Origin of the sequence: Kitasatospora sp. NBC_00039 (assembly GCF_045160625.1) — a bacterium.
In the GTDB taxonomy this organism is placed as follows: domain Bacteria; phylum Actinomycetota; class Actinomycetes; order Streptomycetales; family Streptomycetaceae; genus Kitasatospora.
Genome location: NZ_CP108289.1, coordinates 3,813,366 through 3,838,013 on the forward strand (window position 1 = coordinate 3,813,366; position 24,648 = coordinate 3,838,013).

At 73.3% G+C, this 24,648-nt stretch carries 21 protein-coding genes and 1 tRNA gene; 5 read left to right on the plus strand and 17 right to left on the minus strand.

Going from position 1 to position 24,648, the window contains the following annotated elements; translation table 11 throughout:
- Window positions 1-222 precede the first annotated feature (222 nt).
- From OG286_RS16770 to rsmI, 4 genes are all read right to left on the minus strand, one after another.
- Window positions 223-1,101, minus strand: a complete 879-nt coding sequence (locus OG286_RS16770) for a TatD family hydrolase (RefSeq protein WP_405361103.1) — start codon at window positions 1,099-1,101, stop codon at window positions 223-225.
- On the minus strand, window positions 1,101-2,720 hold the full coding sequence (gene metG, locus OG286_RS16775; protein ID WP_405361101.1) for a methionine--tRNA ligase: 1,620 nt from the start codon (window positions 2,718-2,720) through the stop codon (window positions 1,101-1,103). Before metG ends, OG286_RS16770 begins: the two co-directional genes overlap by 1 nt.
- 151 nt (window positions 2,721-2,871) lie before the next feature.
- Entirely contained in the window at window positions 2,872-3,318 is a 447-nt protein-coding gene (locus tag OG286_RS16780; RefSeq protein ID WP_396324474.1) for a hypothetical protein, read from the minus strand.
- A gap of 235 nt (window positions 3,319-3,553) precedes the next feature.
- Window positions 3,554-4,411, minus strand: a complete 858-nt coding sequence (gene rsmI / locus OG286_RS16785; RefSeq protein WP_405361099.1) for a 16S rRNA (cytidine(1402)-2'-O)-methyltransferase — start codon at window positions 4,409-4,411, stop codon at window positions 3,554-3,556.
- A gap of 106 nt (window positions 4,412-4,517) precedes the next feature.
- Between rsmI and OG286_RS16790 the strand changes: the two genes are divergently transcribed.
- Both OG286_RS16790 and OG286_RS16795 read left to right on the plus strand, forming a co-directional pair.
- Window positions 4,518-6,350, plus strand: a complete 1,833-nt coding sequence (locus tag OG286_RS16790) for a dolichyl-phosphate-mannose--protein mannosyltransferase (RefSeq protein WP_396324476.1) — start codon at window positions 4,518-4,520, stop codon at window positions 6,348-6,350.
- Between the two features lie 163 nt (window positions 6,351-6,513).
- Entirely contained in the window at window positions 6,514-8,286 is a 1,773-nt protein-coding gene (locus OG286_RS16795; protein WP_396324477.1) for a penicillin-binding transpeptidase domain-containing protein, read from the plus strand.
- A 27-nt stretch (window positions 8,287-8,313) separates the two neighbouring features.
- Here the strand turns inward: OG286_RS16795 and OG286_RS16800 are convergent, their stop codons facing one another.
- From OG286_RS16800 to OG286_RS16820, 5 genes are all read right to left on the minus strand, one after another.
- Window positions 8,314-9,720: a glycosyltransferase 87 family protein gene (locus OG286_RS16800; protein ID WP_396324478.1), complete on the minus strand. Its 1,407-nt coding sequence runs from the start codon at window positions 9,718-9,720 to the stop codon at window positions 8,314-8,316.
- 127 nt (window positions 9,721-9,847) lie between these two features.
- Window positions 9,848-11,422 (minus strand): amino acid permease, encoded by a 1,575-nt coding sequence (locus OG286_RS16805; protein ID WP_396324556.1) that lies wholly within the window; start codon window positions 11,420-11,422, stop codon window positions 9,848-9,850.
- 180 nt (window positions 11,423-11,602) lie between these two features.
- Window positions 11,603-13,111, minus strand: a complete 1,509-nt coding sequence (locus tag OG286_RS16810; protein WP_396324479.1) for a penicillin-binding transpeptidase domain-containing protein — start codon at window positions 13,109-13,111, stop codon at window positions 11,603-11,605.
- On the minus strand, window positions 13,111-14,442 hold the full coding sequence (locus tag OG286_RS16815) for an FtsW/RodA/SpoVE family cell cycle protein (RefSeq protein ID WP_405365416.1): 1,332 nt from the start codon (window positions 14,440-14,442) through the stop codon (window positions 13,111-13,113). The genes OG286_RS16810 and OG286_RS16815 overlap by 1 nt, the downstream gene beginning before the upstream one ends.
- 142 nt (window positions 14,443-14,584) lie before the next feature.
- Window positions 14,585-14,848, minus strand: a complete 264-nt coding sequence (locus tag OG286_RS16820) for a DUF1269 domain-containing protein (protein WP_396324481.1) — start codon at window positions 14,846-14,848, stop codon at window positions 14,585-14,587.
- A 315-nt stretch (window positions 14,849-15,163) separates the two neighbouring features.
- On the opposite strand from OG286_RS16820, the gene OG286_RS16825 reads away from it, so the two are divergent.
- Window positions 15,164-16,480 carry a VWA domain-containing protein gene (locus tag OG286_RS16825; protein ID WP_396324482.1) on the plus strand — a complete coding sequence of 439 codons (1,317 nt, stop codon included), beginning with the start codon at window positions 15,164-15,166 and terminating at the stop codon, window positions 16,478-16,480.
- A 2-nt stretch (window positions 16,481-16,482) separates the two neighbouring features.
- Complete coding sequence (locus tag OG286_RS16830) at window positions 16,483-17,373, plus strand: peptidase (RefSeq protein ID WP_396324483.1); 891 nt, start codon at window positions 16,483-16,485, stop codon at window positions 17,371-17,373.
- A gap of 198 nt (window positions 17,374-17,571) precedes the next feature.
- Here the strand turns inward: OG286_RS16830 and OG286_RS16835 are convergent.
- From OG286_RS16835 to OG286_RS16870, 8 genes are all read right to left on the minus strand, one after another.
- A tRNA-Ala gene (locus OG286_RS16835) sits at window positions 17,572-17,645 on the minus strand.
- 81 nt (window positions 17,646-17,726) lie between these two features.
- Window positions 17,727-18,803, minus strand: coding sequence for a gephyrin-like molybdotransferase receptor GlpR (gene glpR / locus OG286_RS16840; RefSeq protein ID WP_396324484.1), 1,077 nt, complete (start codon window positions 18,801-18,803; stop codon window positions 17,727-17,729).
- Between the two features lie 150 nt (window positions 18,804-18,953).
- Window positions 18,954-19,580, minus strand: coding sequence for a GNAT family N-acetyltransferase (locus tag OG286_RS16845; RefSeq protein WP_396324557.1), 627 nt, complete (start codon window positions 19,578-19,580; stop codon window positions 18,954-18,956).
- Window positions 19,577-20,095, minus strand: coding sequence for a molybdenum cofactor biosynthesis protein B (locus tag OG286_RS16850; protein ID WP_396324485.1), 519 nt, complete (start codon window positions 20,093-20,095; stop codon window positions 19,577-19,579). Before OG286_RS16850 ends, OG286_RS16845 begins: the two co-directional genes overlap by 4 nt.
- Window positions 20,092-20,592 carry a cyclic pyranopterin monophosphate synthase MoaC gene (gene moaC / locus OG286_RS16855; RefSeq protein WP_396324486.1) on the minus strand — a complete coding sequence of 167 codons (501 nt, stop codon included), beginning with the start codon at window positions 20,590-20,592 and terminating at the stop codon, window positions 20,092-20,094. Before moaC ends, OG286_RS16850 begins: the two co-directional genes overlap by 4 nt.
- A gap of 108 nt (window positions 20,593-20,700) precedes the next feature.
- Window positions 20,701-22,068, minus strand: a complete 1,368-nt coding sequence (gene glp, locus OG286_RS16860; RefSeq protein ID WP_405361094.1) for a gephyrin-like molybdotransferase Glp — start codon at window positions 22,066-22,068, stop codon at window positions 20,701-20,703.
- A gap of 26 nt (window positions 22,069-22,094) precedes the next feature.
- Entirely contained in the window at window positions 22,095-23,015 is a 921-nt protein-coding gene (gene galU / locus OG286_RS16865; RefSeq protein WP_396324488.1) for a UTP--glucose-1-phosphate uridylyltransferase GalU, read from the minus strand.
- A 13-nt stretch (window positions 23,016-23,028) separates the two neighbouring features.
- The gene (locus tag OG286_RS16870; RefSeq protein WP_405361092.1) at window positions 23,029-23,937 is read right to left on the minus strand and encodes a GGDEF domain-containing protein; all 909 of its coding nucleotides are present in this window, start codon (window positions 23,935-23,937) and stop codon (window positions 23,029-23,031) included.
- A gap of 105 nt (window positions 23,938-24,042) precedes the next feature.
- On the opposite strand from OG286_RS16870, the gene OG286_RS16875 reads away from it, so the two are divergent.
- Window positions 24,043-24,618 carry a 5-formyltetrahydrofolate cyclo-ligase gene (locus OG286_RS16875; protein ID WP_396324558.1) on the plus strand — a complete coding sequence of 192 codons (576 nt, stop codon included), beginning with the start codon at window positions 24,043-24,045 and terminating at the stop codon, window positions 24,616-24,618.
- The last annotated feature ends 30 nt before the right edge of the window (window positions 24,619-24,648 follow it).

Sequence of the window (24,648 nt, forward strand, 5' to 3'; positions counted from 1 at the left end):
TCACAGTTCGACGACCTGCTGGAGGTCGATCTCCACGGGGTACGGCAGCTCGGACCTGCTCGTACGTCCAGCCTGGGACGGCGGAAGCTTCCAGTCGATCGGCTCGGCGGTCGTCGCCACCTCCCTCACGCACTCATGCCAGTCGGCATCGCAGTCCGACGAGAGTGCCGAATCGTTTCGGCGTGACCCGATATGTGTTCGACCGATGTCCGTTCGGCCGGCTCAGTACCCGAACGCCCGCGCCGTGTTCGCCGCGATGGCCGTGGCGAGCTCGTCCTCGTGCAGCCCCAGGGTGCCGGCCATCGAGCGGACGGTGACCGGGATCAGGTACGGGGCGTTGGGGCGGCCCCGGTAGGGGTGCGGGGTGAGGAAGGGGGCGTCGGTCTCGACCAGGACGCGGTCGAGCGGGGTGGCCGCGAGGGCGTCGCGCAGGGGCTGGTTGGCCTTGAAGGTGACCGGGCCGGCGAACGAGAGGTACCAGCCGTGCTCGGCGCAGGTCTTGGCCATCGCGGCGTCGCCGGAGTAGCAGTGGAAGACGGTCCGCTCGGGGGCGCCCTCCTCCAGCAGGACGGCGATGACGTCCTCGTGGGCGTCCCGGTCGTGGATGACCAGGGCCTTGTCGTGCCGCTTGGCCATCTCGATGTGGCGGCGGAACGACTCCTTCTGGATCTCGACGCCCTCGGGGCCGGTACGGAAGTAGTCGAGGCCGGTCTCGCCGACGGCGCGGACGTGCGGCAGCGCGGCGAGCGCGTCGATCTCGGCGAGAGCGGCGTCGAGCGCCGCCTGCCCGCCGGCCGGGCGCTGCTGCCCGGACCAGCCGTCCGGGTCGCCGAGGTAGATCCGCGGGGCCTCGTTGGGGTGCAGGGCGACGGCCGCGTGCACCTGCTCGAACTGGGCCGCCAGGTCGGCGGCCCAGCGTGAGCCGGGCACGTCGCAGCCCACCTGGACGACGGTGGTCACGCCGACCGAGGCGGCGCGTGCCAGGCCCTCGGCGGGGGTGCCGGACTGCATGTCCAGGTGGGTGTGCGAGTCGGCGACCGCCACCGCCAGCGGGGCGGGCAGTGGCGGCGGCGTCGACCGGTCGTCGTCCTTCTTGGCCATCAGGCGGAGGGCTTCTCTTCGAGACGCGGGAACAGGATCTCGCCCTTGGTGACGGTGGCACCGGCGGGCAGCCGGCCCCAGTCCGCCACGGTGGCGATGGTCTGCGCGGGCAGCTCGCCGAGGCCCTCGGCGGCGCCGAGCGAGACCCAGAGCTTCTCGGCGGTGGCCGGCATGACCGGGTTGAGCAGGACGGCGGTGGCCCGCAGCGCCTCGGCGGCGGTGTAGAGGATGGTCGCGAGGCGGGCGCGGCCCTCCTCGGAGTCGTCCTTGGCGACCTTCCAGGGCTCCTGCTCGGTGAGGTAGCCGTTGACCTGCTTGACGAACTCGAAGACCGCCGCGAGGCCGCCGGCGAAGTCCAGCTCCTCGCCGATCTTCCGGTCGGCGGTCGCGACCGCCGCCGTCAGCCCGTCCGCGACGGCCTGCTCGGCCGGGCCGGCGGCGACGGCGGCCGGCAGCACCCCGTCGAAGTACTTGCCGACCATGGCCGCCACCCGGGAGGCCAGGTTGCCGAAGTCGTTGGCCAGCTCGGAGGTGTACCGGGCGGTGAAGTCCTCCCAGGAGAACGAGCCGTCGGTGCCGAACGGGATGGCCCGCAGGAAGTAGTAGCGGTAGGCGTCCACGCCGAAGTGCGAGGTGAGGTCCTGCGGGGCGATGCCGGTCAGGTTGGACTTGGACATCTTCTCGCCGCCGACCATCAGCCAGCCGTTGGCGACGACCCGCTTGGGCAGCGGCAGTCCGGCGGCCATCAGCATGGCCGGCCAGATCACCGCGTGGAACCGCAGGATGTCCTTGCCGACGAGGTGCACCGAGGCCGGCCACAGCTCGGCGAAGCGCTCCGGGTCGCTGCCGTAGCCGGCGGCGGTGATGTAGTTCTGCAGCGCGTCCACCCACACGTAGAGCACGTGCTTCTCGTCCCAGGGCAGCGGCACGCCCCAGTTGAAGGTGGAGCGGGAGATGGAGAGGTCCTGCAGGCCCTGCTCGACGAAGCGGAGCACCTCGTTGCGGGCGGACTCGGGAGCGATGAAGCCGGGGTTCTCGGCGTAGAACTCCAGCAGCTTCGGGCCGTAGGCGGAGAGGCGGAAGAAGTAGTTCTCCTCCTCCAGCCACTCGACCGGCTTCTTGTGGATCGGGCAGAGCTTCTCGCCCTCGGTGGCGCCGTCGAGCAGCTCGGCGGGGAGCTTGTACTCCTCGCAGCCGACGCAGTACGGGCCGGAGTAACCGCCCTTGTAGATCTCGCCCTTGTCGTACAGGTCCTGGACGAACTCCTGCACCCGGTCGGTGTGCCGCTGCTGGGTGGTGCGGATGAAGTCGTCGTTGGCGATCTCCAGGTGCTGCCAGAGCGGCTTCCACGCCTCCTCGACCAGCTTGTCGCACCACTCCTGCGGGCTGACCCCGTTGGCCTCGGCGGTCCGCAGGATCTTCTGGCCGTGCTCGTCGGTGCCGGTCAGGTACCAGACCTTCTCGCCGCGCTGGCGGTGCCAGCGGGTCAGCACGTCGCCCGCCACGGTGGTGTAGGCGTGGCCCAGGTGCGGGCGATCGTTGACGTAGTAGATCGGGGTGGAAACGTAGTACGCCGGGGTCGTGCTCCCGGTGGTGCTGTGCTCTGCAGTGGCCGCCATGGTCGGAAAGCTTAATCGGGTACGGGGGCCGCCCTCGACCGAGTTACCCCGGCGGGCGGCCGCGCCACCCGGCGGCCCCGTCGACTCCCGGGCGGCCCCGCCACCGGTGACCCCGTCACCTCCCCGGCGGGCCGCGCTGCCCGCCGGGCGGTCAGCCCGTCAGCCGCGACCAGAGCCGGCCCAGGAAGCCGCGCTGCCGGGCGGGACCGGCCTCCGGTGCGGCCACCGGGGCGGCCACCGGCACCCCGGCCGGCTCGGCGTGCGCCGAGTAGCCGGGGGCGTGCTGCCAGAGCTGGTCCGCGACGGCCACCCGGCCCTCGCGCATGATCCGGACGGTGTGGCCGCCGCACCCCGGGCAGGTCGGCTTGAGCAGCGGGGACGGCACCCTGACACCGTTGGCGTGGTACTCGAACACGACCCGCCCGTCGCGGGCCACGTGGTGCTCGATGTCGTACGCCTGCTCCCAGCCGTACCCGCAGCTCAGGCACGCGAAGGAGTAGGCCTCCCGGACGGTCTCCACGGGAGAGTGCGGCCGGCCGGTCAGGCCGGGGTCGCTCAGCGCGTTACCACCACGAGGGCTACCGATCGTCTCGCTCATAGCCGTCTCCCAGCGCCCGCCGGACGCTCGCCCGGCTGGGTCTTTCCAACCCAGGAAATGCCCGGAACGCCCCGGTCGATGCCCGTCTTGTGAAGTCTTGGACGCGGATTGGGAATCCCTATACGAAAGGGTGGGTCGTCTCCGGAAACCACGGCCAAAGCTTCAGCTCAACGGGTGTTTACCCGGGGCCTTCTCTCCAAGGTACGCGCCCCCGCCGACTGCGGCACCCCCGGTCTCAGGGCTTCACCACCGCCGCGTTCTTGGCCGCGACCACCGCGTCGAACACGTCCCGCTTGGGCAGCGCGAGCTCCGCCGCGACGGCCGCGATGGCCTCCTTGCGCCGCTCGCCGGCCTCCTCCCGGACGGCCACCAGGCGGGCCAGCTCGGCCGGGGTCAGCTCCTGCGGGGCGGCCGGCGGGGCGCCCGCGACCACCACGGTGATCTCGCCCTTGACGCCCTCGGCCGCCCAGGCCGCCAGCTCGCCGATCGGGCCGCGCTTGACCTCCTCGTACGTCTTGGTCAGCTCGCGGCAGACGGCGGCGGGCCGGTCAGCGCCGAACGCCTCGGCCATCGCGGCCAGCGCCTCGGCGATCCGGTGCGGGGCCTCGAAGAAGACCATGGTGCGCGGCTCGGCGGCGACCGTGGCGAGCTGGCGGGCCCGGTCTCCGGTCTTGCGCGGGAGGAAGCCCTCGAAGGTGAAGCGGTCCACCGGCAGGCCGGAGAGCGCCAGCGCGGTGAGCACGGCGGACGGCCCGGGTACCGCGGTCACCTTGACGTCGGCGGCGACGGCGGCGGCCACCAGCCGGTAGCCGGGGTCGGAGACCGAGGGCATCCCGGCGTCGGTGACCAGCAGCACCCGGGCGCCGCCGACCAGCGCCTCGACGAGTTCGGGGGTGCGGCCGACCTCGTTGCCCTCGAAGTAGGAGACGACCCGCCCGGCCGGGGTCACCCCGAGCGCCTGGGTGAGCCGGCGCAGCCGCCGGGTGTCCTCCGCCGCGATCACGTCCGCGGTGGCCAGCTCGGTGAGCAGCCGGGGCGGGGCGTCCGAGACGTCGCCGATGGGTGTGCCTGCGAGAACGAGTACTCCTGTCACGCGCCCCATCCTTCCAGCATCGAGGCCCCAGGTGTTTTTGGTGACGATTCGGGCAGCTTCGGAGGGAGCCGTTCTCCGTGTGGGAAGCGCCCCTACGATGTGGCGGATGAACGGCGACACGGCGGCAGAGACGCCCACTGGTACAGACCCCACCGCGCAGGGTGGCGTCGGCGTGCCGGTCCTGACGGACCAGGCGTCCCCCGCCGTCCCGGCCCCCCGCGCGCCCGAGCCGGAGCCCGAGCGGCCGCGGTCCGCGGGTGCGGCCTGGCTGCGCGGCCTGTCCCGGTACGGCTACACGCCGGCGCCGCAGGCCACGCTCGCCGAGCGGCTGGTGCCGCCGATGCCGGACGGCCCGGGCGTGACGCCGGACCGCGTCGCGCCCTGGCCGCTGCTGCTGCGGCTCGGCATAGCCCTGCCGGAGGCCCTGTGGTCCTGGCTCCTCCGCTGGGCGGGGTGGCTCGGCCCGCTCGCAGTGGCGCTGTTCGCCGGGATCCTGCGGTTCACCAACCTCGGGCAGCCGCACGCGATCATCTTCGACGAGACGTACTACGCCAAGGACGCCTACGCGCTCTGGCATGGCGGCTACGAGATCAACTGGCCGGACGGCGCCAACGAGCAGATCATCGCGGGCGGGCCGGTGCCCTACCGGCCGGACCCGAGCTACGTGGTCCATCCGCCGGTCGGCAAGTGGATCATCGGCGCCGGCGAGCAGCTGTTCGGGATGAACCCGTTCGGCTGGCGGTTCGCGGTGGCGCTGCTCGGCACGCTCTCCGTCCTGATGGTGGCCCGGATCGCCCGCCGGCTGTTCCGCTCGACGCTGCTGGGCTGCGTGGCCGGGCTGCTGCTCGCCGTGGACGGCCTGCACTTCGTACTCAGCCGCTCGGCGCTGCTGGACCTGGTGGTGATGTTCTGGATCCTCGCCGCCTTCGGCTTCCTGCTGCTGGACCGTGACCACACCCGGGCCCGGATCGCCCGGCGTGTCGGCGGCGTCGCCGACGCGGCGGCCGCCCAGCGGTTGAACCTGGGCTGGCGTCCGTACCGGATCGCGGCCGGTGTCTGCGTCGGCCTGACCTGCGCGACCAAGTGGAGCGGCCTGTACGTGGCGGCCGCCTTCGGCGTGCTGACGGTGCTCTGGGACGCCGGCGCCCGCCGCCTGGCGGGGGCGGGCCGCCCGTACCTGTGGACGCTGGTGCGGGACGTCGTGCCGGCCTTCGTGTCGGTCGTCGTGGTCTCCGCGGTGGTCTACGTGACCTCCTGGTGGGGCTGGTTCGCCAGCAGCACCGTGCCCGGCAGGGGCGGCTACGGCCGCGACTGGGCGGTCGGCCGGTCCACCGACTACCCGTGGATCCCGGAGGGCCTGCGGGCGCTCTGGCACTACCACTCGACGGTGTACGACTTCCACACCCACCTGAGCGACCCGCACACCTACCAGTCGAACCCGTGGAGCTGGCTGGTCCTGGGCCGCCCGGTCTCCTTCTTCTACGAGTCCCCCAAGCAGGGCCAGGCCGGCTGCACGGTGAGCGAGTGCGCCCGCGAGGTGCTGGGCATCGGCACCCCGCTGCTCTGGTGGACCGGCGCGGTGGCGCTGGTGTACTGCCTCTGGCGCTGGGCCGCCCGGCGCGACTGGCGGGCCGGCGCGGTGCTCTGCGGCCTGGCCGCGGGCTACCTGCCCTGGTTCGCCTACCAGCAGCGGACGATCTTCCTCTTCTACGCGGTGGCCTTCGTGCCGTTCCTGGTGCTCGCGGTCACCATGATGGTCGGCGCCCTGATCGGCCCGCCCGGGGCGTCCCGGGACCGCCGGATCATCGGTTCGGCGGCGGCCGGGCTGCTGGTGCTGCTGATCGTGTGGAACTTTCTCTTCTTCTACCCCCTGTTCACGGGGGAGACGATTCCGATGGACGACTGGCGCAGGCGGATGTGGTTCAACAGCTGGATCTGAGCGGGGGAACGGTGCCGACGTGGTGCGCGACACGTACCAGATCCGTCACAAGACCCCGGCATTTCGTCAGTGCGCGGAGCCGGTCTGCCTAGGCTGAGCACCGAACGCGTATCCGGCCACCTCCGAAAGCGGCCAGTCGCCAGACCCTTGGGGGAGCAGCACCATGCGCAGAGGCGCGAAGATCGGCATCATCACCGGCGTGTCCCTGGCCGTGCTCGCGGGCGGCGGGTACGGGGCGTACAGCCTCGTCGGCGGCTCCGGCGGCACGGACGGAGCCCAGGGCAAGAAGGCCCGCACGGTGGTGGCCGAACCTCCCAGCGCGGACCAGGCGACGGCCGGCGCCAAGGACTTCCTGGAGGCCTGGGCCGCCGGTGACCTCGCCAAGGCCGCCGGACTGACCGACGACCCGGCGGCCGCGACCACGGCGCTGACGGCCTTCAAGGACCAGGTGAAGCCCAGCGGGCTGACCCTCGCGCCGTCCGGCCCGGCGACCCCCGCCGCCTTCGCCTCGGCGACCGGCACCCCCTCCCCCGCCGCCAAGGCCACCGGCGCGGCCTCCGCCTCGGCGACGCCGTCCGCGGCGGGCACCGATGCGCCGTCGGCCTCCGCCTCGGCGGCCCCGACCGGTGTGCTGATGGGCTTCAAGGCCCGCGCCGAGTTCGAGGGCACCAACCGGGTCTGGGACTACAACGGCTTCCTCGGCGTCGTGAAGATGAGCGACAACACCCCGGCCGTGCACTGGGCGCCCTCGGTGCTCCACCCTCACCTGGGCCCGGGCGAGGTCATCTCCACCCAGCCGGTCTTCGCCCCGCCGGGCAACGTGGTCGACCGCAACGGCAAGCCGCTGCAGGGCAGCTCGATCACGCCGGCGCTGCTCTCCACCCTGCAGACGAACTACCGCAAGATCCTCCAGTCGGACCCGACCAAGGACCAGAGCGACGCGGGCAGCGGCGTGGTGATCACCGACGCGGCCGGCAAGGGCGCCCAGGACAAGCTGTTCACCATCGTCGAGCCCAAGCCCGCCAAGCCGTTCAAGCTGACCATCGACAACGCGATCCAGGCCGCCGCCGAGAAGGCGATGACCGACCTCGGCGGCAAGTCGGGCTCGATCGTGGCCATCGAGCCGAGCACCGGCCAGGTCCTGGCCTTCGCCAACGCGCCCGCCAACGGCCAGAACCGCGCCTTCGAGGGCCAGCTCGCCCCCGGCTCGACGATGAAGATCGTCACCTCGACGGCCCTGCTGGAGGCCGGCGTCAATCCGGACACCGTGGTGCCCTGCCCGCTGAAGAGCAGCAACGCGCAGGCGATCCCGAACTCCTTCCCGGACGCCTACCCGAACAACACGCTCCAGCAGGACTTCATGATCTCCTGCAACACCGCCTTCATCAACCAGGGCCTGGCCAGCCTCAAGCCGAACACCCTGGGCAGCACCGCCAAGGACGTCTTCGGCATCGGGATGGACTGGAAGACCGGCCTGACCAACTCCGACGGCAAGGTGCCGGACCCGGGGACCAACAAGGACGAGCAGGCCATGCAGTCCATCGGCCAGGGCAAGGTCCAGATGAACCCGCTGGCCATCGCCTCGATCACCGCCACCGTGCAGAGCGGCGAGTTCAAGCAGCCGATCCTGGTCGCCGACCTGCCGCAGCAGAAGGCCGCCCGGTCGCTCTCCCCCGACGTCGCCGGCAAGCTGCGCGCGATGATGGCGGCCACGGCCAAGGACGGCACCGCCAAGGCCGTCATGAACGGGATCTCGGACAATGCGGGCGCCAAGACCGGCTCGGCGGAGGCCACCGGCGTCGAGACCACCAACAGCTGGTTCACCGCCTACCGCGGCAACATCGCCATCGCCGCCGAGGTCCAGGGCGGCGGCCACGGCGCCGACGCGGCCGGCCCGGCCGTCGCCTCCGTCATCAAGGCGGCCGGCACCCGCTGAGCCCTGCCGAGGAACGCCCTGCCCCGGTCAGCTCCGGGGCAGGGCCGGCTCCGGCCGGGCCAGCAGGCAGGTGGACGGGACGGGCCGCCGCCCGCTCCAGCGCCGGGCCGCCAGCCGGGGCCAGATCACCAGCACCACCGGCAGCGCCAGATATCCGAACCGCCCGGCCGGCGCCAGCATGAACGCGATCGCCAGCCCCGCCGCGAGCAGGTCGGCGGCGGCGATCGCGGAGACCGGCGGCCGGGCCAGCAGCCAGATCGCCACCCCCAGCCCGCCGACCGTCATCAGCGCCAGCGACACGGTGTGCCCGGTCGGCCCGAACCCGGCCAGCACCTTGCCGGGCAGCGGGCTGCCTGCCGGCGTCTGGATCGCGGTCAGCCCCAGCGGGAACCGCACCACCTGCTCGCGCAGCGCGTCCGCCCGGGCCAGCGCGGAGGGCCCGATCACCGCCAGGCCCGCGCCGAGCGCGGTCAGCCCGGCCCGGGCGGCCGGGCGCCGCCCGTACAGCCGCCAGAGCAGCAGCACGGCCACCGGCAGCGCCGGCCAGGCCGTCCATTTCAGCGTGCAGGCCAGCGCCAGGACCAGCCCGGCACCGATGGTGCGGTCCCGTTCGGCCAGCGCCATGGCCAGACAGCAGACCCCGATCAGCGGCAGGTCCACCCCGCCGACCACCAACGCCAGCGCGATCAGCGGCGAGGCGGTGAGCACGCCCAGCGGCAGCAGCGGGGCGCGGTCCCGGGACGGCCGCAGCAGCCGCCAGCTGGCCAGCAGGCACGCCAGGAAGGTCAGCGCGAACCAGATCCGGGCGTCCCCGGCCACCTGCGCCACCGGGTTGCCGCTGCCCACCAGGGCGCGCGGCATCCCGAACAGGGTCATGGCCGGCAGGTACGGGTTGTAGTCGGTGACGACCACCGGGTGGGGCAGGTACGGGCTGCCGGTGGTGAGCAGCAGATGCGCCGAGCGTTCGACCACCATCACCTCGGACTGGTGGCGGCCCTCCAGCGCCAGCAGCGCCAGCGGCACCAGGACGGCGCCCAGGAGGGCGACCCCGGCCGCCGCACGGGCGGCGAACCGCCGGGGCAGGGTCAGGCAGAGCAGCCCGGCGAGGGCGTACGCGGGGGCCGCGACGGTGCCCCAGAGCCGTTGGTTGGGCAGGTCGGAGACGAGCGGGAAGGCCGCCGCCCAGCCGGCGGCGATCAGGCAGCCGAGCAGTTGGACGCGGCGCATCGAGGCGAGCCGGGCCGGATTCAGCCGATCGGGGGGTGGCGATGGCGTGCCGTCACCACGCTGACGGGGGAACGGCCTGGCGGTCAGGCTGCGGCGCAGCCGTTCGCGCCCGGTCGGTGGCCCGGCCGCCGCGGGCGGGACGGCCGCGCCACGGCCGGTGAAGCGGCCGCGCGGGCGGGAGTGGCCGGGCGTGCGGGTGCTCACCATGGTGGAAGGTTATTGGCGGGGACCGCGCCCTGTCGCCGTGTCCGGTATGTGAGTGTCCACGGGGACGAATGGGGCCGCCGGGGTGTCGTCACCGTCCGACGGCCCCGTCCGCGGGTGGCCGTGATGGTCAGCCGGCCTTGCTGTCGGCGAGCACGTCGGCCGCGTCGGGCTGCTCCGCGCGCTCCAGCTTGGAGTGCTTGATGCTGTAGCCGAAGTAGACGGCCAGGGCGATCACGAGGGCGACCCCGCCGGCCTCGAAGGTGTCGGTGTGCAGGCCGGTGATCAGGTAGATGCAGAAGCCGACGCTGACCAGCGGGACGACCGGGTAGCCGGGCACCTTGAAGCCGCGCGGCAGGTCGGGCTGGGTGCGGCGCAGGATGATCACGCCGATGGAGACCACCGAGAAGGCGATCAGGGTGCCGAGGCTGGTGATGTCGGCCAGCTTCTCCAGCGGGATGAAGGCGGCCAGCGCGCCGACGCCGAGGCCCACCACGATGGTGTTCCAGACCGGGGTGCCGGTGCGCGGCGAGAGCTGGGCGAAGCGCTTGGGCAGCATGCCGTCGCGGCCCATCGAGTACAGGATGCGGGTCTGGCCGTAGATCACCACGAGGGTGATGGAGAAGATCGAGAGGATCGCGCCGATCGCGAAGACCATCGCGGGCCAGCTCTGGCCGGTGATGTCCTGCAGGATCTGGGCGAGGCCGGCCTCCTGGCCGTCGAACTTCTCCCAGGGCTGGGCGCCGATGCCCGCCAGGGCGACCAGGATGTAGAGCAGGGTGACCACGACCAGCGAGATGATGATCGCCATCGGCAGGGTGCGGCGCGGGTTCTTGACCTCCTCGCCGGCGGTGGAGACGGCGTCCAGGCCGATGAACGAGAAGAAGATGCTGGAGGCCGCGACCTGCACGCCACCGATGCCGAGCGGCATGAACGGGGTCAGGTTGCCGGAGTGGAAGCCGGTCAGCGCGACGCCGACGAAGAGCACCAGGATGAGGATCTTGACGGCCACCATGGCCGCGTTGACCTTGACGGACTCGCTGACGCCGCGGATCAGCAGGAAGCAGACCATCGCGACCAGCAGCAGCGCCGGCAGGTTGAACCAGTGGGTGCTGTCGGGCGCGCCGGAGAGGTGCTCGGGGATGTGCAGGCGACCACCGCTGGCCAGGTCGAGGAACTTGTTCAGGTACTCGGCCCAGCTGACCGCGATCGCGGAGGCCGAGACGCCGTACTCCATCAGCAGGCAGATGCCGACGGCGAACGCGACACCCTCACCGAGGGTGGCGTAGGCGTACGAGTACGAGGAGCCGGAGACCGGGATCGCGGACGCCATCTCGGCGTAGCAGAGCGCGGTGAGGCCGGCGGTGACCGCGGCGATCACGAAGGACAGGATCACGGCCGGGCCCGCCGACGGCACCGCGGTGCTGAGCACGAAGAAGATGCCGGTGCCGATGGTGGCGCCGATGCCGATCGAGGACAGCTGCCAGAGTCCGATCGAACGCCGCAGGTGGATGCCGGAGCGTCCGCCCTCTTCGGGCGCACCGGCGGGGAGGGCGCCGTGGCCCTCACTCTCGGCGATCAGGGTGGAGACGGGCTTGCGCCGCAGCAGGCGCGCGCCGAGGGTGTTGCTGGCCAAAACGACGATCCTTCTAGGCGGGGGAGGGTGTCCTAGCGGCCGGTCACGCGATGCGCCATGGGGTGACATCAAGGACCAACCGAACAAACATGGGACAGTACCCCGCGAAAGCACCAGTGTCGCAAACGAACAGTCGCGCCGCGCGCATTGTACGAATCGTCGCATCAGACTGCACAAACCGGACACTTCGCAAACGGCGGATCTCTCATCGAGCAGCTAAGCCCCAGGTCAGCGCCGCCTTGGGCACCGTCAGCGGCCCAGTACGGCCTGCATCACCGAGCGCGCGATCGGCGCCGCGAGGCCGCCACCGGTGACGTCCGAGGCGTCACTGTCCGCGATCACCACGGCGACGGCCACCGGCGGCACGTCGTTCGAGCCGGCCGGCCCGGCCCAGGAGATGAACCAGGCGTACGGCGTCCCGGTGTTGTCCACCCCGTGCTGGGCGGTGCCGGTCTTGCCGCCGACGACCGCGCCGGCGATCCGGGCGTTGCGCCCGGTGCCGTTCTCCACCACGTCGGTCATCAGCTTCTGCACCTGCCCGGCCACCGCCGGGCTCATCGCCCGCCGGTACACCTCCGGACGCATCAGCTGCACGGTGGCGCCGTCGCTCCTGGTCAGCTTGTCCACAAGCTGTGGATGCATCACCGTCCCGTTGTTGGCGACCCCGGCCGCGACCATCGCCATCACCAGTGGGGTGGCCGCGGTGTCGAACTGGCCGATGGAGGAGAGCGCCACCTGGGACTGGTTCATCGCCGTGTCGAAGTTGGAGCGCGCCGGCCGGACGGGGACGTCCAGCCTGGCGTCGTTGAAGCCGAAGTCCTCGGCCGTCGCCACCATCCTGTCCAGCCCCACCTGCACTCCGAGGTAGCCCATGACGCTGTTGCAGCTGAGGACCATCGCGGTGTCCAGCGACTGCCCCGGCTCGTCGCAGGCCGAGGTGTCGTTGACCAGCGGCGTCGTGGTACCCGGCAGCACGTACGGGTACGGCGCGGTGGTCGGCGCGTCGATGTCGGAGACCACGCCGTTCTGCAGCGCGGCCGCCGCGGTGACCACCTTGAAGGTCGAGCCCGGCGGGTAGGTCTGGCGCAGCGCCCGGTTGAGCATCGGCTGGTCCGGGTCGGCCTGCAGCCTGTTCCAGGCCGCCTGGTCCGCGGCGGAGGAGCCGGCGAAGCTCCCCGGGTCGAACGACGGCGTGCTGGCCAGCGCCAGGATCCGGCCGGTGGCGGGCTCGATCGCGGCGACCGCGCCCTTCTGGCCGCCCAGCCCGCGCATCGCGGCCTGCTGGGCGGCCCGGTCGATCGTCGTGTGGACGTCACCGCCCGGGTTCTGCTTCCGCGCGATGGCGTCCCAGACGGCCCAGCTCGCCAGCCGGCTGTCGGTGCCGGAGAGCAGGTCGTCCTCCGTCCCCTCCAGCTGGGTGTTGCCGTACGCCTGCGAGGAGTACCCGGTGACGGCCGCGTACAGCGGCCCGTCGGTGTAGGTGCGCTTGTAGTCGTACCGGCCGCCGGTCGGCTCCGAGCCGGTGACGCTGTCGGCGCCCACCCGGATGTTGCCCCGCGGCTGGGAGTACCGCTCGATGGTGAGCCGCTGGTTGGCCGGGTTGTGGTCCAGTTCCTTGGCCTGGAACACCTGCACCCGGGTGGCCTGGACGCAGAGCGCCCCGATCAGCAGCAGGCAGAAGGTGCCCGCCCGGCGTCCGGTGACGGAGATCCCGGGCCGGCCCTGCGGCCCGTTGCCCCTGCCGCGGCCCAGCGCCATCAGGCCTCCCCGGGGGCCGGCCGGCGGGCGAGGTCGCTCATCCGCACCAGCAGCGCGACGATGATCCAGTTGGTCACCACCGAGGAGCCGCCCTGGGCGACGAACGGCAGCGTCATCCCGGTCAGCGGGATGAGGTCCAGCACCCCGCCGGCGACCACGAACACCTGGAGGCCGACGATCGCGGCCAGCCCGATCGCCAGCAGCCGCCCGAACGGGTCGCGCAGCGCGATGCCGGTCCGGAACCCGCGGGAGACCAGCAGCGCGTACAGCAGGAAGAGCGCGATCAGCCCGGTCAGGCCCAGCTCCTCGCCGATGGTGGCGAGGATGAAGTCGGACTTGGCGGCGAACCCGATCAGCACGGAGTGCCCGTTGCCGAGCCCGGCGCCCAGCTCCCCTCCCCAGGCGAAGGCGAACAGCGACTGGGCGATCTGGTTGGCGCCCCGGCCGGCCGCGATCGAGCCGAGCGGGTCCAGCCAGTCGTTGACCCGGCTGTGCACGTGCGGCGAGAGCCGGCCGACCCCGACCGCCGCCACCGCGGCCAGGAACAGCCCGATCGCGATCCAGCCGCTGCGCGCGGTGGCCACGTAGAGCATCACCACGAAGAGGCCGAAGAAGAGCAGCGAGGTGCCGAGGTCGGTCTCCAGGACGAGGACGCCGACGAACGCCGCCCAGATCAGCAGCACCGGCCCGAGCACCCGCCCGCGCGGCAGCTGGAACCAGAGCACCCGGCGGCCGGTCAGCGCCAGCGCGTCCCGGTGCACCGCCAGGTAGGCGGCGAAGAAGACCGCCAGCAGGATCTTGGCGAACTCCCCGGGCTGGAAGGAGAGCGGCCCGACCGTGATCCAGATGCGCGAGCCGTACACCGGCGGGAAGAAGATCGGCAGCACCAGCAGGACCAGCGCCACCAGCGCGCCGATGTACGCGTAGCGCTGCAGCCGCTTGTGGTCGCGCAGCAGCAGGACGACGGCGATGAACAGGCCCACCCCGAGGGTGGACCAGAGCAGCTGGGTGGGCGCCGCGCCGCTGCCCGCCGTGGCGCGGTCCAGGCGGTAGATGACGACCAGGCCGGTCCCGTTGAGCAGCACGCCGATCGGCAGCAGCAGCGGGTCCGCGTACGGCGCCTTCCAGCGGACCACGGCGTGCGCCAGCAGTGCGAGCACGCCGAGCGCGGCGCCGTACTCGGCCGCGTCGGCGGGCACCGTGCCGTCGACGTTGACGCCGGCCTCGGCGTAGCCGAAGACGGCGATCAGCACGGCGGCCAGGACCAGCGCGAGTTCGGTGTTGCGCCGGGTGGGCACCGTCCGGCGCGGCCGGCCGGCGCTTCTCGTCACGGCGGAGGGTGTCGCCACGGACCGTCCTGGGTGTCCCTGCTGCGGTGGTGGTGGGTGGGCCGTCGTACGACGGCGATCGGGGCGGACGGGCGGCCGGGCCCGTCCGCCCCGACGTGAGCGGCTGGTCGGTTGGGCCGGTGGCTCAGACGGAGGCCTGGGCGCTCTGCGGCCGGGACGCCTCGACGGTCGCCCTCAGCTCGGCCTCGGCCTCGACGGAGAGCGAGGTCTGGATGATCCGGCCCCCGTAGCGGGCCAGCGCCGGGACGACCTTGTCCGCGGTGGCGCGCTCCACGACGACCGCGTCCTCCAGGTCGATCAGCTTCTGCGTCTGCAGGCCGACCGCCTCGTTGCGCACCGCCTGGGCGGTGGCCAGATCCGGGTAGGCGATCGCGAAGAGGTTGCTCACGTGCGGGTCCTTCCACTCCGTCGGACGTACCGGCCGGGGCAGCGCGCCGGTGCGGCGACGCCGGTACCCCTTTCGTCACCCTAACGAGCACTATCCATATTTATCGGTTCTTCTCCCCGGTGTGTCCCGGATTGCCCGGCCCCCTCCGCATCCCCTCCGCACCCCCTCCACACTCCTCTCCGCGCCCTTCGGCGCGTCCTTCGGCGCCCGGCGCCCGATCGCCCACCGGCGCCCGGGAGTTCACGCCGGATCCCGGCCACCCGCACACCGGACCGCGTTGGCCACGGCGAACTGATGATCCCTAGGATCTGGCGGGTGACTACCGGACGACGACCCAAGGCCAGGCTCGGCAGCCTGCTGGCCGCCCTGGCGATAACAGGCGGTGCGCTGCTCAGCGGCCTGCCCGCCCATGCCGACGAACCATCAGCCGGCTCCGCCGGCAAGGAAGCCCCCCGGGTCGACCTCGTCCTGGACGTCAGCGGCTCCATGCGCGCCGCCGACATCCAGGGCAAGAGCCGCATCTCGGTGGCCCAGCAGTCCCTCAACGAGGTGATCGACGCCCTGCCCGCGGAGACCGAGTTCGGCATCCGCACCCTCGGCGCCAACTACCCCGGCGACGACAAGGCTCAGGGCTGCCAGGACACCAAGCAGCTCTTCCCGGTCGGCAAGACCAACAAGGTCGAGGCCAAGACGGCCGTCGCCACGCTGCGCCCGACCGGCTGGACCCCGATCGGCCTGGCCCTGCGCGGCGCCGCCCAGGACCTCGGCAAGGGCGAGACCACCCGCCGGGTGGTGCTGATCACCGACGGCGAGGACTCCTGCGCCCCGCCGGACCCGTGCGACGTGGCCCGCGAGCTGGCCGCCCAGGGCATCCACCTGGTGGTCGACACCCTGGGCCTGGCGCACGACGACAAGACCCGTCAGCAGCTGCTCTGCATCGCCAACGCCACCGGCGGCACCTACACCGACGTCCGCACCCAGGAGCAGCTCACCGACAAGGTGAAGCAGCTGGTCGACCGCTCCAACGACACCTACACCGTGACGCCGGTCAAGACCGCGGGCACCGACAAGTGCGAGAGCGCGCCCGTGCTGACCCCCGGCGTCTACAGCGACCGGGAGAAGTTCTCGGAGCACCGCGTCTACCGCGTCCCGGTCAAGGCCGGTCAGGAGCTGCGCGCCTCGGTCAGCGTCTCCGTGGACCGGGCCGTGGCCCGCGACTACGGGGTCCTGCTCCAGGCCACCAGCACCGCCGGCCAGGAACTGGTCCGCGGCACCGACGCCGGCAGCGGCCGGACCGATGTGGTCTCCACCGGCCTGCGCTGGTCCACCGACGACTCCAAGGGCTACGCCTCCGCGACGCCCTCCGCCTCGCCGAGCGGCAAGCCGGAGACCACCGTCTGCCTGGTCGTCAGCAACTCGCTGGCCGCCCAGCCCGGCGTCCAGGCCGAGCCCGGCCTGCCGCTGGAACTGACGGTCGACCTGACCGCCGCCTCGCCCGCCCCGGACGGCCCGGCGATGGGTCTCGGCCGCGGCTGGATCCTGCTGCTGGTGCTCACCCTGGCCGGCCTGCTGACCGGCCTGCTCTTCGGCTGGATCGCACGCTGGCGGATCGCTGTCTGGCGGGAGAACTGACCATGCCCAACTCGACGACCCGCGGCTCCTTCCGCAAGGCTCTGGCCGGGCTCACCCTGCTCCCGGCCCTCGTGGTCGCGGCCCCGGCCGCCTCCGCCGCCTCCCCGTCCGCCTCGCCCAGCGCGAGCGGCACCCCCGCCCCCGTCACCAAGGCCGGGACGTCCTTCCTGACCGCGATCAACCTCGCCGCCCGCCAGGACGCCAATGTCGCCGCCTCCACCGGCGACTACCTGTACTGGGCGTTCGGTGCCTCCGAGGGCCAGACCCCGACGGTCGGCCTGACCGTCAACCTGGCCCCCTCCACCGACCGGCACGGCCCGCAGACCTGGAGCGTCGAGGTCTTCGACGGGCTGCGCCGCCGCCAGTCCTGCACCGCCGGCACGCAGAACGCGACCGCCGAGCCCACCGCGGCGTCGCTCGCCCTGAGCTGCACCCTGCGCGAGGTCCGCTCCTGGGCCGAGCCGTGGTCCGGCGACCCGCTGCCCGGCACCTACTACGTCCGTCTCTCGGTCTCCGACGTCCCGCAGCCCGACCTCGGCCTCGCCGCCTCCGTCCAGCTGCACGTCGCCGCCAAGGGCGACGCGGACAACGCCCAGCCGGAGGGCGGCGAGCTCAAGGCCCCGCTCGTCCCGCCGGCCGGCGGCGGCGCCGCGACCGCCAAGGCGGCCGCGCCGGCGGAGCCCGAGGACCACTGGTACACCGGCTGGTTCTCCGGCTGGAACAGCCGCTGGTTCTGGACCCTCGCAGGCGGCGCCCTGGCCGCCCTGGCCGGCGTCGCGGGCTACACCCTGACCCGCCACCCGCGCGGCCACCGTCCGGCCCGCTACGGCACCGTCCCGCCGCAGGCCGGCGCCCCGCAGCCGGGCCCCTACGCGGGCTCGGGTCAGTCCTGACGGACCCCGCCCCCCCGAGGGCCGGCCGGAGCACCCGCTCCGCCCGGCCCTCGGCCGTTTCCGCCCCACAGGAGTGATCATCGTCACGCCGCCGAACCGGCGCTCCGCCCCGAGCGCCTGACCCGCCATCCGGTGCCTACGCCCCCACAACGCAGAAGTCCCGCCCGATCTGATGATCGGGCGGGACTTCCTGTTGGGTGGAGCTGAGGGGATTCGAACCCCTGACCCCCTCGATGCGAACGAGGTGCGCTACCGGACTGCGCCACAGCCCCAACGAGAAGAAACTTTAGCACCTTTCGGAGGGGGCTTGTGACCACCCCCCGGGACGCCGTCCCGGTCGGCGCCCGGCGCGGTCATTCGTTGGCGGCGCGGGGGCGGGTCTCGGCGGCCGGGGCTTCGGCGTACTGGTCGAAGAGCGGAGTGGTGCGGGCCTCGGTGGGGCGGCCGGCGGTCCAGGTACCGGGGGCCGACAGGTCGAGGGCGCGGGTGACCCGGGGGGCCACCGGAGCGGTGACGTAGGTCGGCAGCGGGACGGGCACGGGCTCCCAGGAGTCCGGGCCGGCCGCGCCGCGCTCGCGCATGCCGTCGACCCACTCCTCGTGCTCGGTCGCCTCCGCCACGGCGGACGCCGAGGCGGAGCCGGTGGCCGGGGCGGGGTCGGCCGGGGCCGGCTCGGTGGCGAGCCGCAGGTGCGGGCGGCCGCGGACGGGCTCCGCGGGGGCGTCCGGCACCGGCTCCTCCGCCGGGCGGGCCTCGGCGCGCTGCTGCTCGCGCTTGCGCAGCCGCTCGGCGGCCTGGGCGGCCCGGGCGCGATCGAGCTTCACCTCGTACCGCTGGCGCTCCAGCTTGCGCAGGTGGCCGATGTAGAGGGTGAGGAGGACGGCCGGCACGGCCGGGACCCAGAGGAAGGCCAGACCGGCCACCGCCGCGACGACCGCGCCGAGCGCGAACGCCAGGAAGAGGACACTGACCATCCTGCGACGCCGGGCGAGCAGCCGCGCCCGGCGCTCGACCCCGGCCCGCCGCTCGGCGGTCTCCTCGGCCGCGCGCTCGGCGGCGCGCTCGGCGGCGCGCTCGCCCGTCCGCTCGCCCGTCCGCTCGGCCGGGTGCTCCACGGGCCGCTCGGCCGGATCGTCCGACGGGCCCTCCGCCCGATCCTCGGCGGGACCGTTCCCGGGGTCGCCGGAGTCGGCCTCGTCCCGTCCGGGAGGGCCGTCCTTGCTCTGCTCGTCGTCACGCGGTTCGTCGCCCAGGGCCCGGGATGCCCGCCGCTCCAGCGCCGAACGCCCGGCCAACAGGCGGATGGCGGTGCTGAAGCGTTCCGTCGGGCGCGCCTCGTTGAGCTCGTCCTGCCTGCGGAGCCACATCGGCACGAGATAGGCGGCCCAGGCCCCTACGATGACGGCGTAGATAAGGCCGCTACTGCTCACGTTTCACACCGTACGGGCGCCGGGGAAGGCCTGGCAGCAATTTGGCACGGCGTGTCGTGTGATCAAGCTGATTCTCCGACTATTTTGCCGGTATTTGTGCCCGTCCGTCGCCACGCCGATGCCATATCGATATTTCTTTCGAACATGTATTCAATTCCTGCGGCCGCGCCCGGAACTGAGCGCCCGCCAGCGCTCCAGCATCCCCTCGGCGACCTCCTCCGCGGTGAGCGCGTACACCAGGTGGTCCCGCCAGTCGCCGTCGATGTGCAGATAGCGCGGCCGCATTCCCTCCGAGCGGAAGCCGAGCTTTTCCACCACCCGCCGGCTCGGCCCGTTCTCCGGGCGGATGCAGACCTCGATCCGGTGCAGTCCGAGCGTGCGGAAACAGTGGTCCACCGAAAGCGCCACCGCGGTCGGCATGATGCCCCGGCCGGCCACCGCCTCGTCGACCCAGTAGCCGACATTGGCCGAGCACATCGAACCCCAGGTGATCCCGCCCACGGTCAGCTGGCCGACCAGCCGGCCCTTGTGGAGCACCACGAAGGGCAGCATCCGCCCGGCCGAGGCCTCGCCGCGCAGGAACCGGACCATCTGCCGGTAGGTGGGCCGCGGACCGGCGCCCTGGCCGGCCGGACCGGGTGGCACGGTGGCCTCCCAGCGGCGCAGCCAGTCCCGGTTGCGCCGGCTGACCTCCTGCCACTCACGCTGGTCGCGCACCCTGATCGGGCGCAGCGCGACGTCCCCCTCGTGGAGCTCGACCGGCCAGCCGGCGTTCAGTGCGCTCTCCCGGAAGCAGGTGCGTCGGGCCGGGGGTGGTCCCCGCCGCCGAGCTGGTCGACGGCGTGGGCGAGCAGCGGCTCCAGGACGGCCAGGCCGTCCTTGACGCCGCCGGTCGAGCCCGGCAGGTTGACGATCAGGGTACGTCCGGCGAGGCCGGCCAGCCCGCGGGAGAGCGCGGAGGTCGGGACCTTCGCGCGGCCGTGGGCCCGGATGGCCTCGGCGATGCCGGGGACCTGCCGGTCGATGACCCTGGCGGTCATCTCGGGGGTCAGGTCCATCGGGGAGATGCCGGTGCCGCCCGTGGTCAGCACCACGTCGTAGCCGGCCGCGACGGCCGCCCGCAGGGCCGCCTCGACCGGTTCGCCGTCGGGAACCACCTCGGGGCCGTCGGCGGTGAAGCCCATCGCGCGCAGGCCTGCCACCAGCAGCGGGCCGCCCTTGTCCTGGTAGACGCCGGCCGAGGCCCGGTTGGAGACGGTGACGGCCAGCGCGCGCATGCCCGCCTCGCTCATGCGCCCGCCTCCGGGGTGAACCAGTCACCGCTCTTGCCACCGGTCTTGCTGAGCACCCGGACGGACTCGATGGTGGCGCTCTTGTCGACGGCCTTGACCATGTCGATCACGGTGAGGCCGGCCACCGCGACGGCGGTGAGCGCCTCCATCTCGACGCCGGTGCGGTCGGCGGTCTTCACGGTGGCGGTGATCTCGACCGCGTCGTCGGCGACGGAGAGGTCGACCTGGACGCCGGAGACCGCGATCGGGTGGCAGAGCGGGATCAGGTCCGGAGTCCTCTTGGCGCCCATGATCCCGGCGATCCGGGCGACGGCGAGGGCGTCACCCTTGGGCACGCCCTCGCCGCGCAGCAGCTCGACCACGCGCGGGGAGACCCGGACCCGGCCGGCCGCGACGGCGGTGCGCGCGGTGGTGGCCTTCTCGGTGACGTCGACCATCCGGGCCGCGCCCTGGTCGTCGACATGGGTGAGGCGGTCGCCGGGGGGTGAGGTGCTCACGGGTGCTCCAGGGGGCGCGCAGGTCGAATACCGCGCTACCGTACCCCCCCGTCCCGGCCGGGGCGTGGGACGGGCCGCGTCCGCGAGACGGCCCGCCGCGCCGGCTGGTCAGCCGCCGAGCAGGACGACGTCCACCTCGCTGCCGGCGGGCAGCTCGGTGACGTCCTCGGGGACGGTGATCAGGCAGTCCGCCCGGGCCAGCGCGCCGACCAGGTGGGAGTCGGCCCCACCGACCGGCTCGACCACGCCGGCCGCCGCGTCGTACCGGCCGCGCAGGAACTGCCGCCGGCCGGCCGGCGACCGCAGCGTCGCGGGGCAGAGCGCGCGGACCACCGGGCGGTGGACGTCGGCGGCGCCGAGCATGGTGCGGATCACCGGGCGGACGAAGAGCTCGAAGGAGATGTAGGCGCTGACCGGGTTGCCGGGCAGGGCCATCAGGGGAACCCCGGCGCCGCCGGCCCCGGCACCGCTCCCGGCGCCGATCCGGCCGAAGCCCTGCGGCTTGCCGGGCTGCATCCGCAGCCGCCGGAAGTCGACTCCGCCGTAGGACTCGAAGACCTCCTTGACCACGTCGTACGCGCCGACGCTGACGCCGCCGCTGGTGACGATCAGGTCGGCCCGGCCGAGCTGGTCCTCCAGGACGGCGCGCAGCCGCGCCGCGTCGTCCGGGACGCCGCCGACGCGGTAGGCGATGGCGCCGGCGTCGCGGGCCGCGGCGGTGAGGGTGAAGCTGTTGGAGTCGGAGATCCGGCCCGGGCCGACCGGCTCGCCGGGCTGGACCAGCTCGCTGCCGGTGGAGAGGACGACCACCCGCGGGCGCGGGCGGACCTTCACGGTGGCCCGGCCGATCGCGGCGAGCAGGCCGAGCTGGGCGGGGCCGAGCCGGGTGCCGGCCTCCAGCACCCGCGAGCCGGCCGCGACATCGCTGCCGCGGCGGCGGATGTGGGCACCGTCGGAGACCGGGCGCAGCACCCGGACCTCCTCGTCCTCGACGGCGGCGGTCATCGCGTCGGCGGCCTGCCCGCTGCCGGTGGAGCCGTCGGTCCACTCGACCGGGGCGACGGCCTGGGCGCCGGGCGGGACGGGGGCGCCGGTCATGATCCGGGCGGCCTGGCCGGGGCCGACCTTCGGCAGTTCGCCGGCGCCGGCGGCGATGTCGCCGACCACCGCGAGCACCGAGGGGTACGCGGCCGTGGCGCCGGTGGTGTCGGCGGTGCGGAGCGCGTAGCCGTCCATCGAGCTGTTGTCGAAGGGCGGCAGGTCGCCGTCGGCGAGCACGTCCTCGTCGAGCCGGCAGCCCTGGGCGTCGAGCAGCTGGAGCTCGATCGCGGGCAGTGGGCCGACGGTGGCCAGGACGTCGGCGAGGTGTTCGTCGACCGTCCAGAGCCTGGCCGGTCGAGCGGCCGGTGCCGGGTCCGCGGTCCCCTCGCAGCAGGCTGCGGCAGGGGTGGTGCTGCTTTCCGTGGACCCGGTCATCGGCTCACTCGCTCTCTGTCGGTAGGTCAGTCCTGCAGCTCGGAGGCGACGAACTCGCGGAGCCAGGAGCGGAACTCCGGGCCGAGGTCCTCGCGCTCGGAGGCCAGTCGGACGATAGCGCGCAGGTAGTCCGCGCGGTCGCCGGTGTCGTAGCGGCGGCCCTTGAAGAGGACGCCGTGCACCTGGCCGCCGACCTCCGGCTCGCGGGTGGCCAGCTCGCGCAGGGCGTCGGTGAGCTGGATCTCGCCGCCGCGGCCGGGCGGGGTCTCGCGCAGCACGTCGAAGACCGACGGGTCGAGGACGTAACGGCCGATGACGGCGTAGTTCGACGGGGCGTCGGCGGTCTCGGGCTTCTCGACCAGGTCGGTCACCTGGAAGACGTCCTCGCCGAAGCCGTTGGCCTTGACGGCCGCGCAGCCGTACAGGTGGATCTGGGAGGGGTCGACCTCCATCAGCGCGACGACCGAGCCGCCGAGCTCCTGCTGGACCTCGATCATGCGGGCGAGCAGCGGGTCGCGCGGGTCGATCAGGTCGTCGCCCAGCAGGACGGCGAAGGGCTGGCCGGCGACGTGCTGCTCGGCGACCGAGACGGCGTGGCCGAGGCCCTTGGGGTCGCCCTGGCGGACGTAGTGCATGTTGGCCAGGTCGACGGACTCGCGGACCCGGCGCAGGCGATCCTGGTCACCCTTGCGGGCGAGCAGCTCCTCCAGCTCGTAGGCGCGGTCGAAGTGGTCCTCGAGGGCGCGCTTGTTACGGCCGGTGACCATCAGTATGTCGGACAGCCCGGCGGCGGCCGCCTCCTCGACGACGTACTGGATCGCAGGCTTGTCGACGACCGGCAGCATCTCCTTCGGAGTCGCCTTGGTCGCCGGGAGGAAGCGGGTACCCAGTCCGGCCGCGGGGACCACGGCCTTGGTTACCGGCACTCGAGAGCTGGTCGTCGTCATGCGTTTTACCTTACTAAGGCATGTTTACGCCTGGCCGAGCGCGGTTGACCGGTGATGACAGCGCGTCGCTGGGCCCGGCCACGATGGCAGGCAGGGGGGAAGTGACGGGAGAGGCGAGGGTGTCCCCTCCGGCACAGGCCGACAGACTACCCGCCTTTCCCGAACGGTCACGCTCGGCATCGGAGCTGCCCTCCGACCGCGGGGGGACTGTTCCGCGCCAGCAGTCCCCGCCTGCCGCCCGGGCCTCGGCGAGGGCCCGGTCGGCGACCCGGAGCAGGACGGCGGCGTGGGTGCCGTCCTCCGGCAGCACCGCGAGACCGACGGCGGCGGTCAGCCCGTTGCCGTGCGGGCGGCGGTCCTCGCGCGGGCCGGAGGACCAGTCCAGCAGCAGGTGGCGCCGGACCGACCAGACCAGCCGCTCGGCGACCTGCGCGGCGCCCTCGGCGCCGGTGTCCGGGAGCACGGCCAGGAACTCCTCGCCGCTGTACCGGCCGAAGGTGTCCGAGCGGCGGATCTCCATGCCGAGCCGCTGGGCGAGGTCGCGCAGCACCGCGTTGGCCCGGGCCCGGCCGTGCTCGGCGATGACCGCCTCGAAGCCCGCGATCTCCAGCAGCAGCACGGCCAGCGGGCGCGGGCCCTCCTGCTGCTCGGTCTGCTCGGCGCGGCGGGCGCGCTCGATCTCCCGGTCCAGGGTGAGCTGCAGGTGCCGGTAGTTCCAGACGCCGGTGAGCGGGTCGCAGGAGGCGGTGCGCTCCAGCTCGGCGCAGCGGGCCTCCAGCTCGGCGACCCGCTCGCGCAGCGCGGCCTCGCGGGCGGCCCCGCCCCGCGCACCGCGGCGCAGTCGCAGGCCGAGCACGGTGGCGCCGGCCAGCGCGGGGACGCTCAGCGAGGCCAGAGTCTGGACCAGCAGCGGGGTGGACATCGGGGCGCCTTCCGCGTGTCAGGCTCTGGGCGTCGCCCGCACAGAGCCGGGGAGCACCGAACCGGGGAGGATCGGGCCGTGAAGGATCGAGCCGTGGAGCATCCCATGCACAACGAGAAGAACGCGCTGAGGACACGGCTGCTGTCGCAGCGGCGTGCGCTGTCGCCGGAGGCCCGGGAGGCGGCCGCGCAGGCGCTGGCCGGGCACTCCGGGGAGCTGGCCGCGCCGGGTGCCACGGTGGCCGCGTACGTGTCGGTCGGCGCCGAGCCGGGCACCCGGCCGCTGCTGGACGCGCTGCTGGCACGCGGGGTGCGGGTGCTGCTGCCGGTGCTGCTGGCCGACAACGACCTGGACTGGGCCGCCTACGAGGGCCCGGGGGCGCTGGCCCCGGCCGGGCGCGGGCTCCTGGAGCCGGTCGGCGGCCGGCTCGGACCGGAGGCGGTGACGGGGGCGGAGCTGGTGCTGCTGCCGGGCCTGGCGGCGGACCGGCAGGGGCTGCGGCTGGGCCGGGGCGGCGGCTCGTACGACCGGGTGCTGGCCCGGCTGGGGCGGGCCGGGGTGCGCCCCCTGCTGGCCGTGCTGCTGTACGAGCACGAGCTGCTGGCGAGCGTGCCGGCCGAGCCGCACGACCTGCCGGTGGACGCCGCGCTCACGCCGTCGGGGCTGCACCGGCTGGGCTAGGTCCTGGCCGTCGGGCCTGAACACGACCGC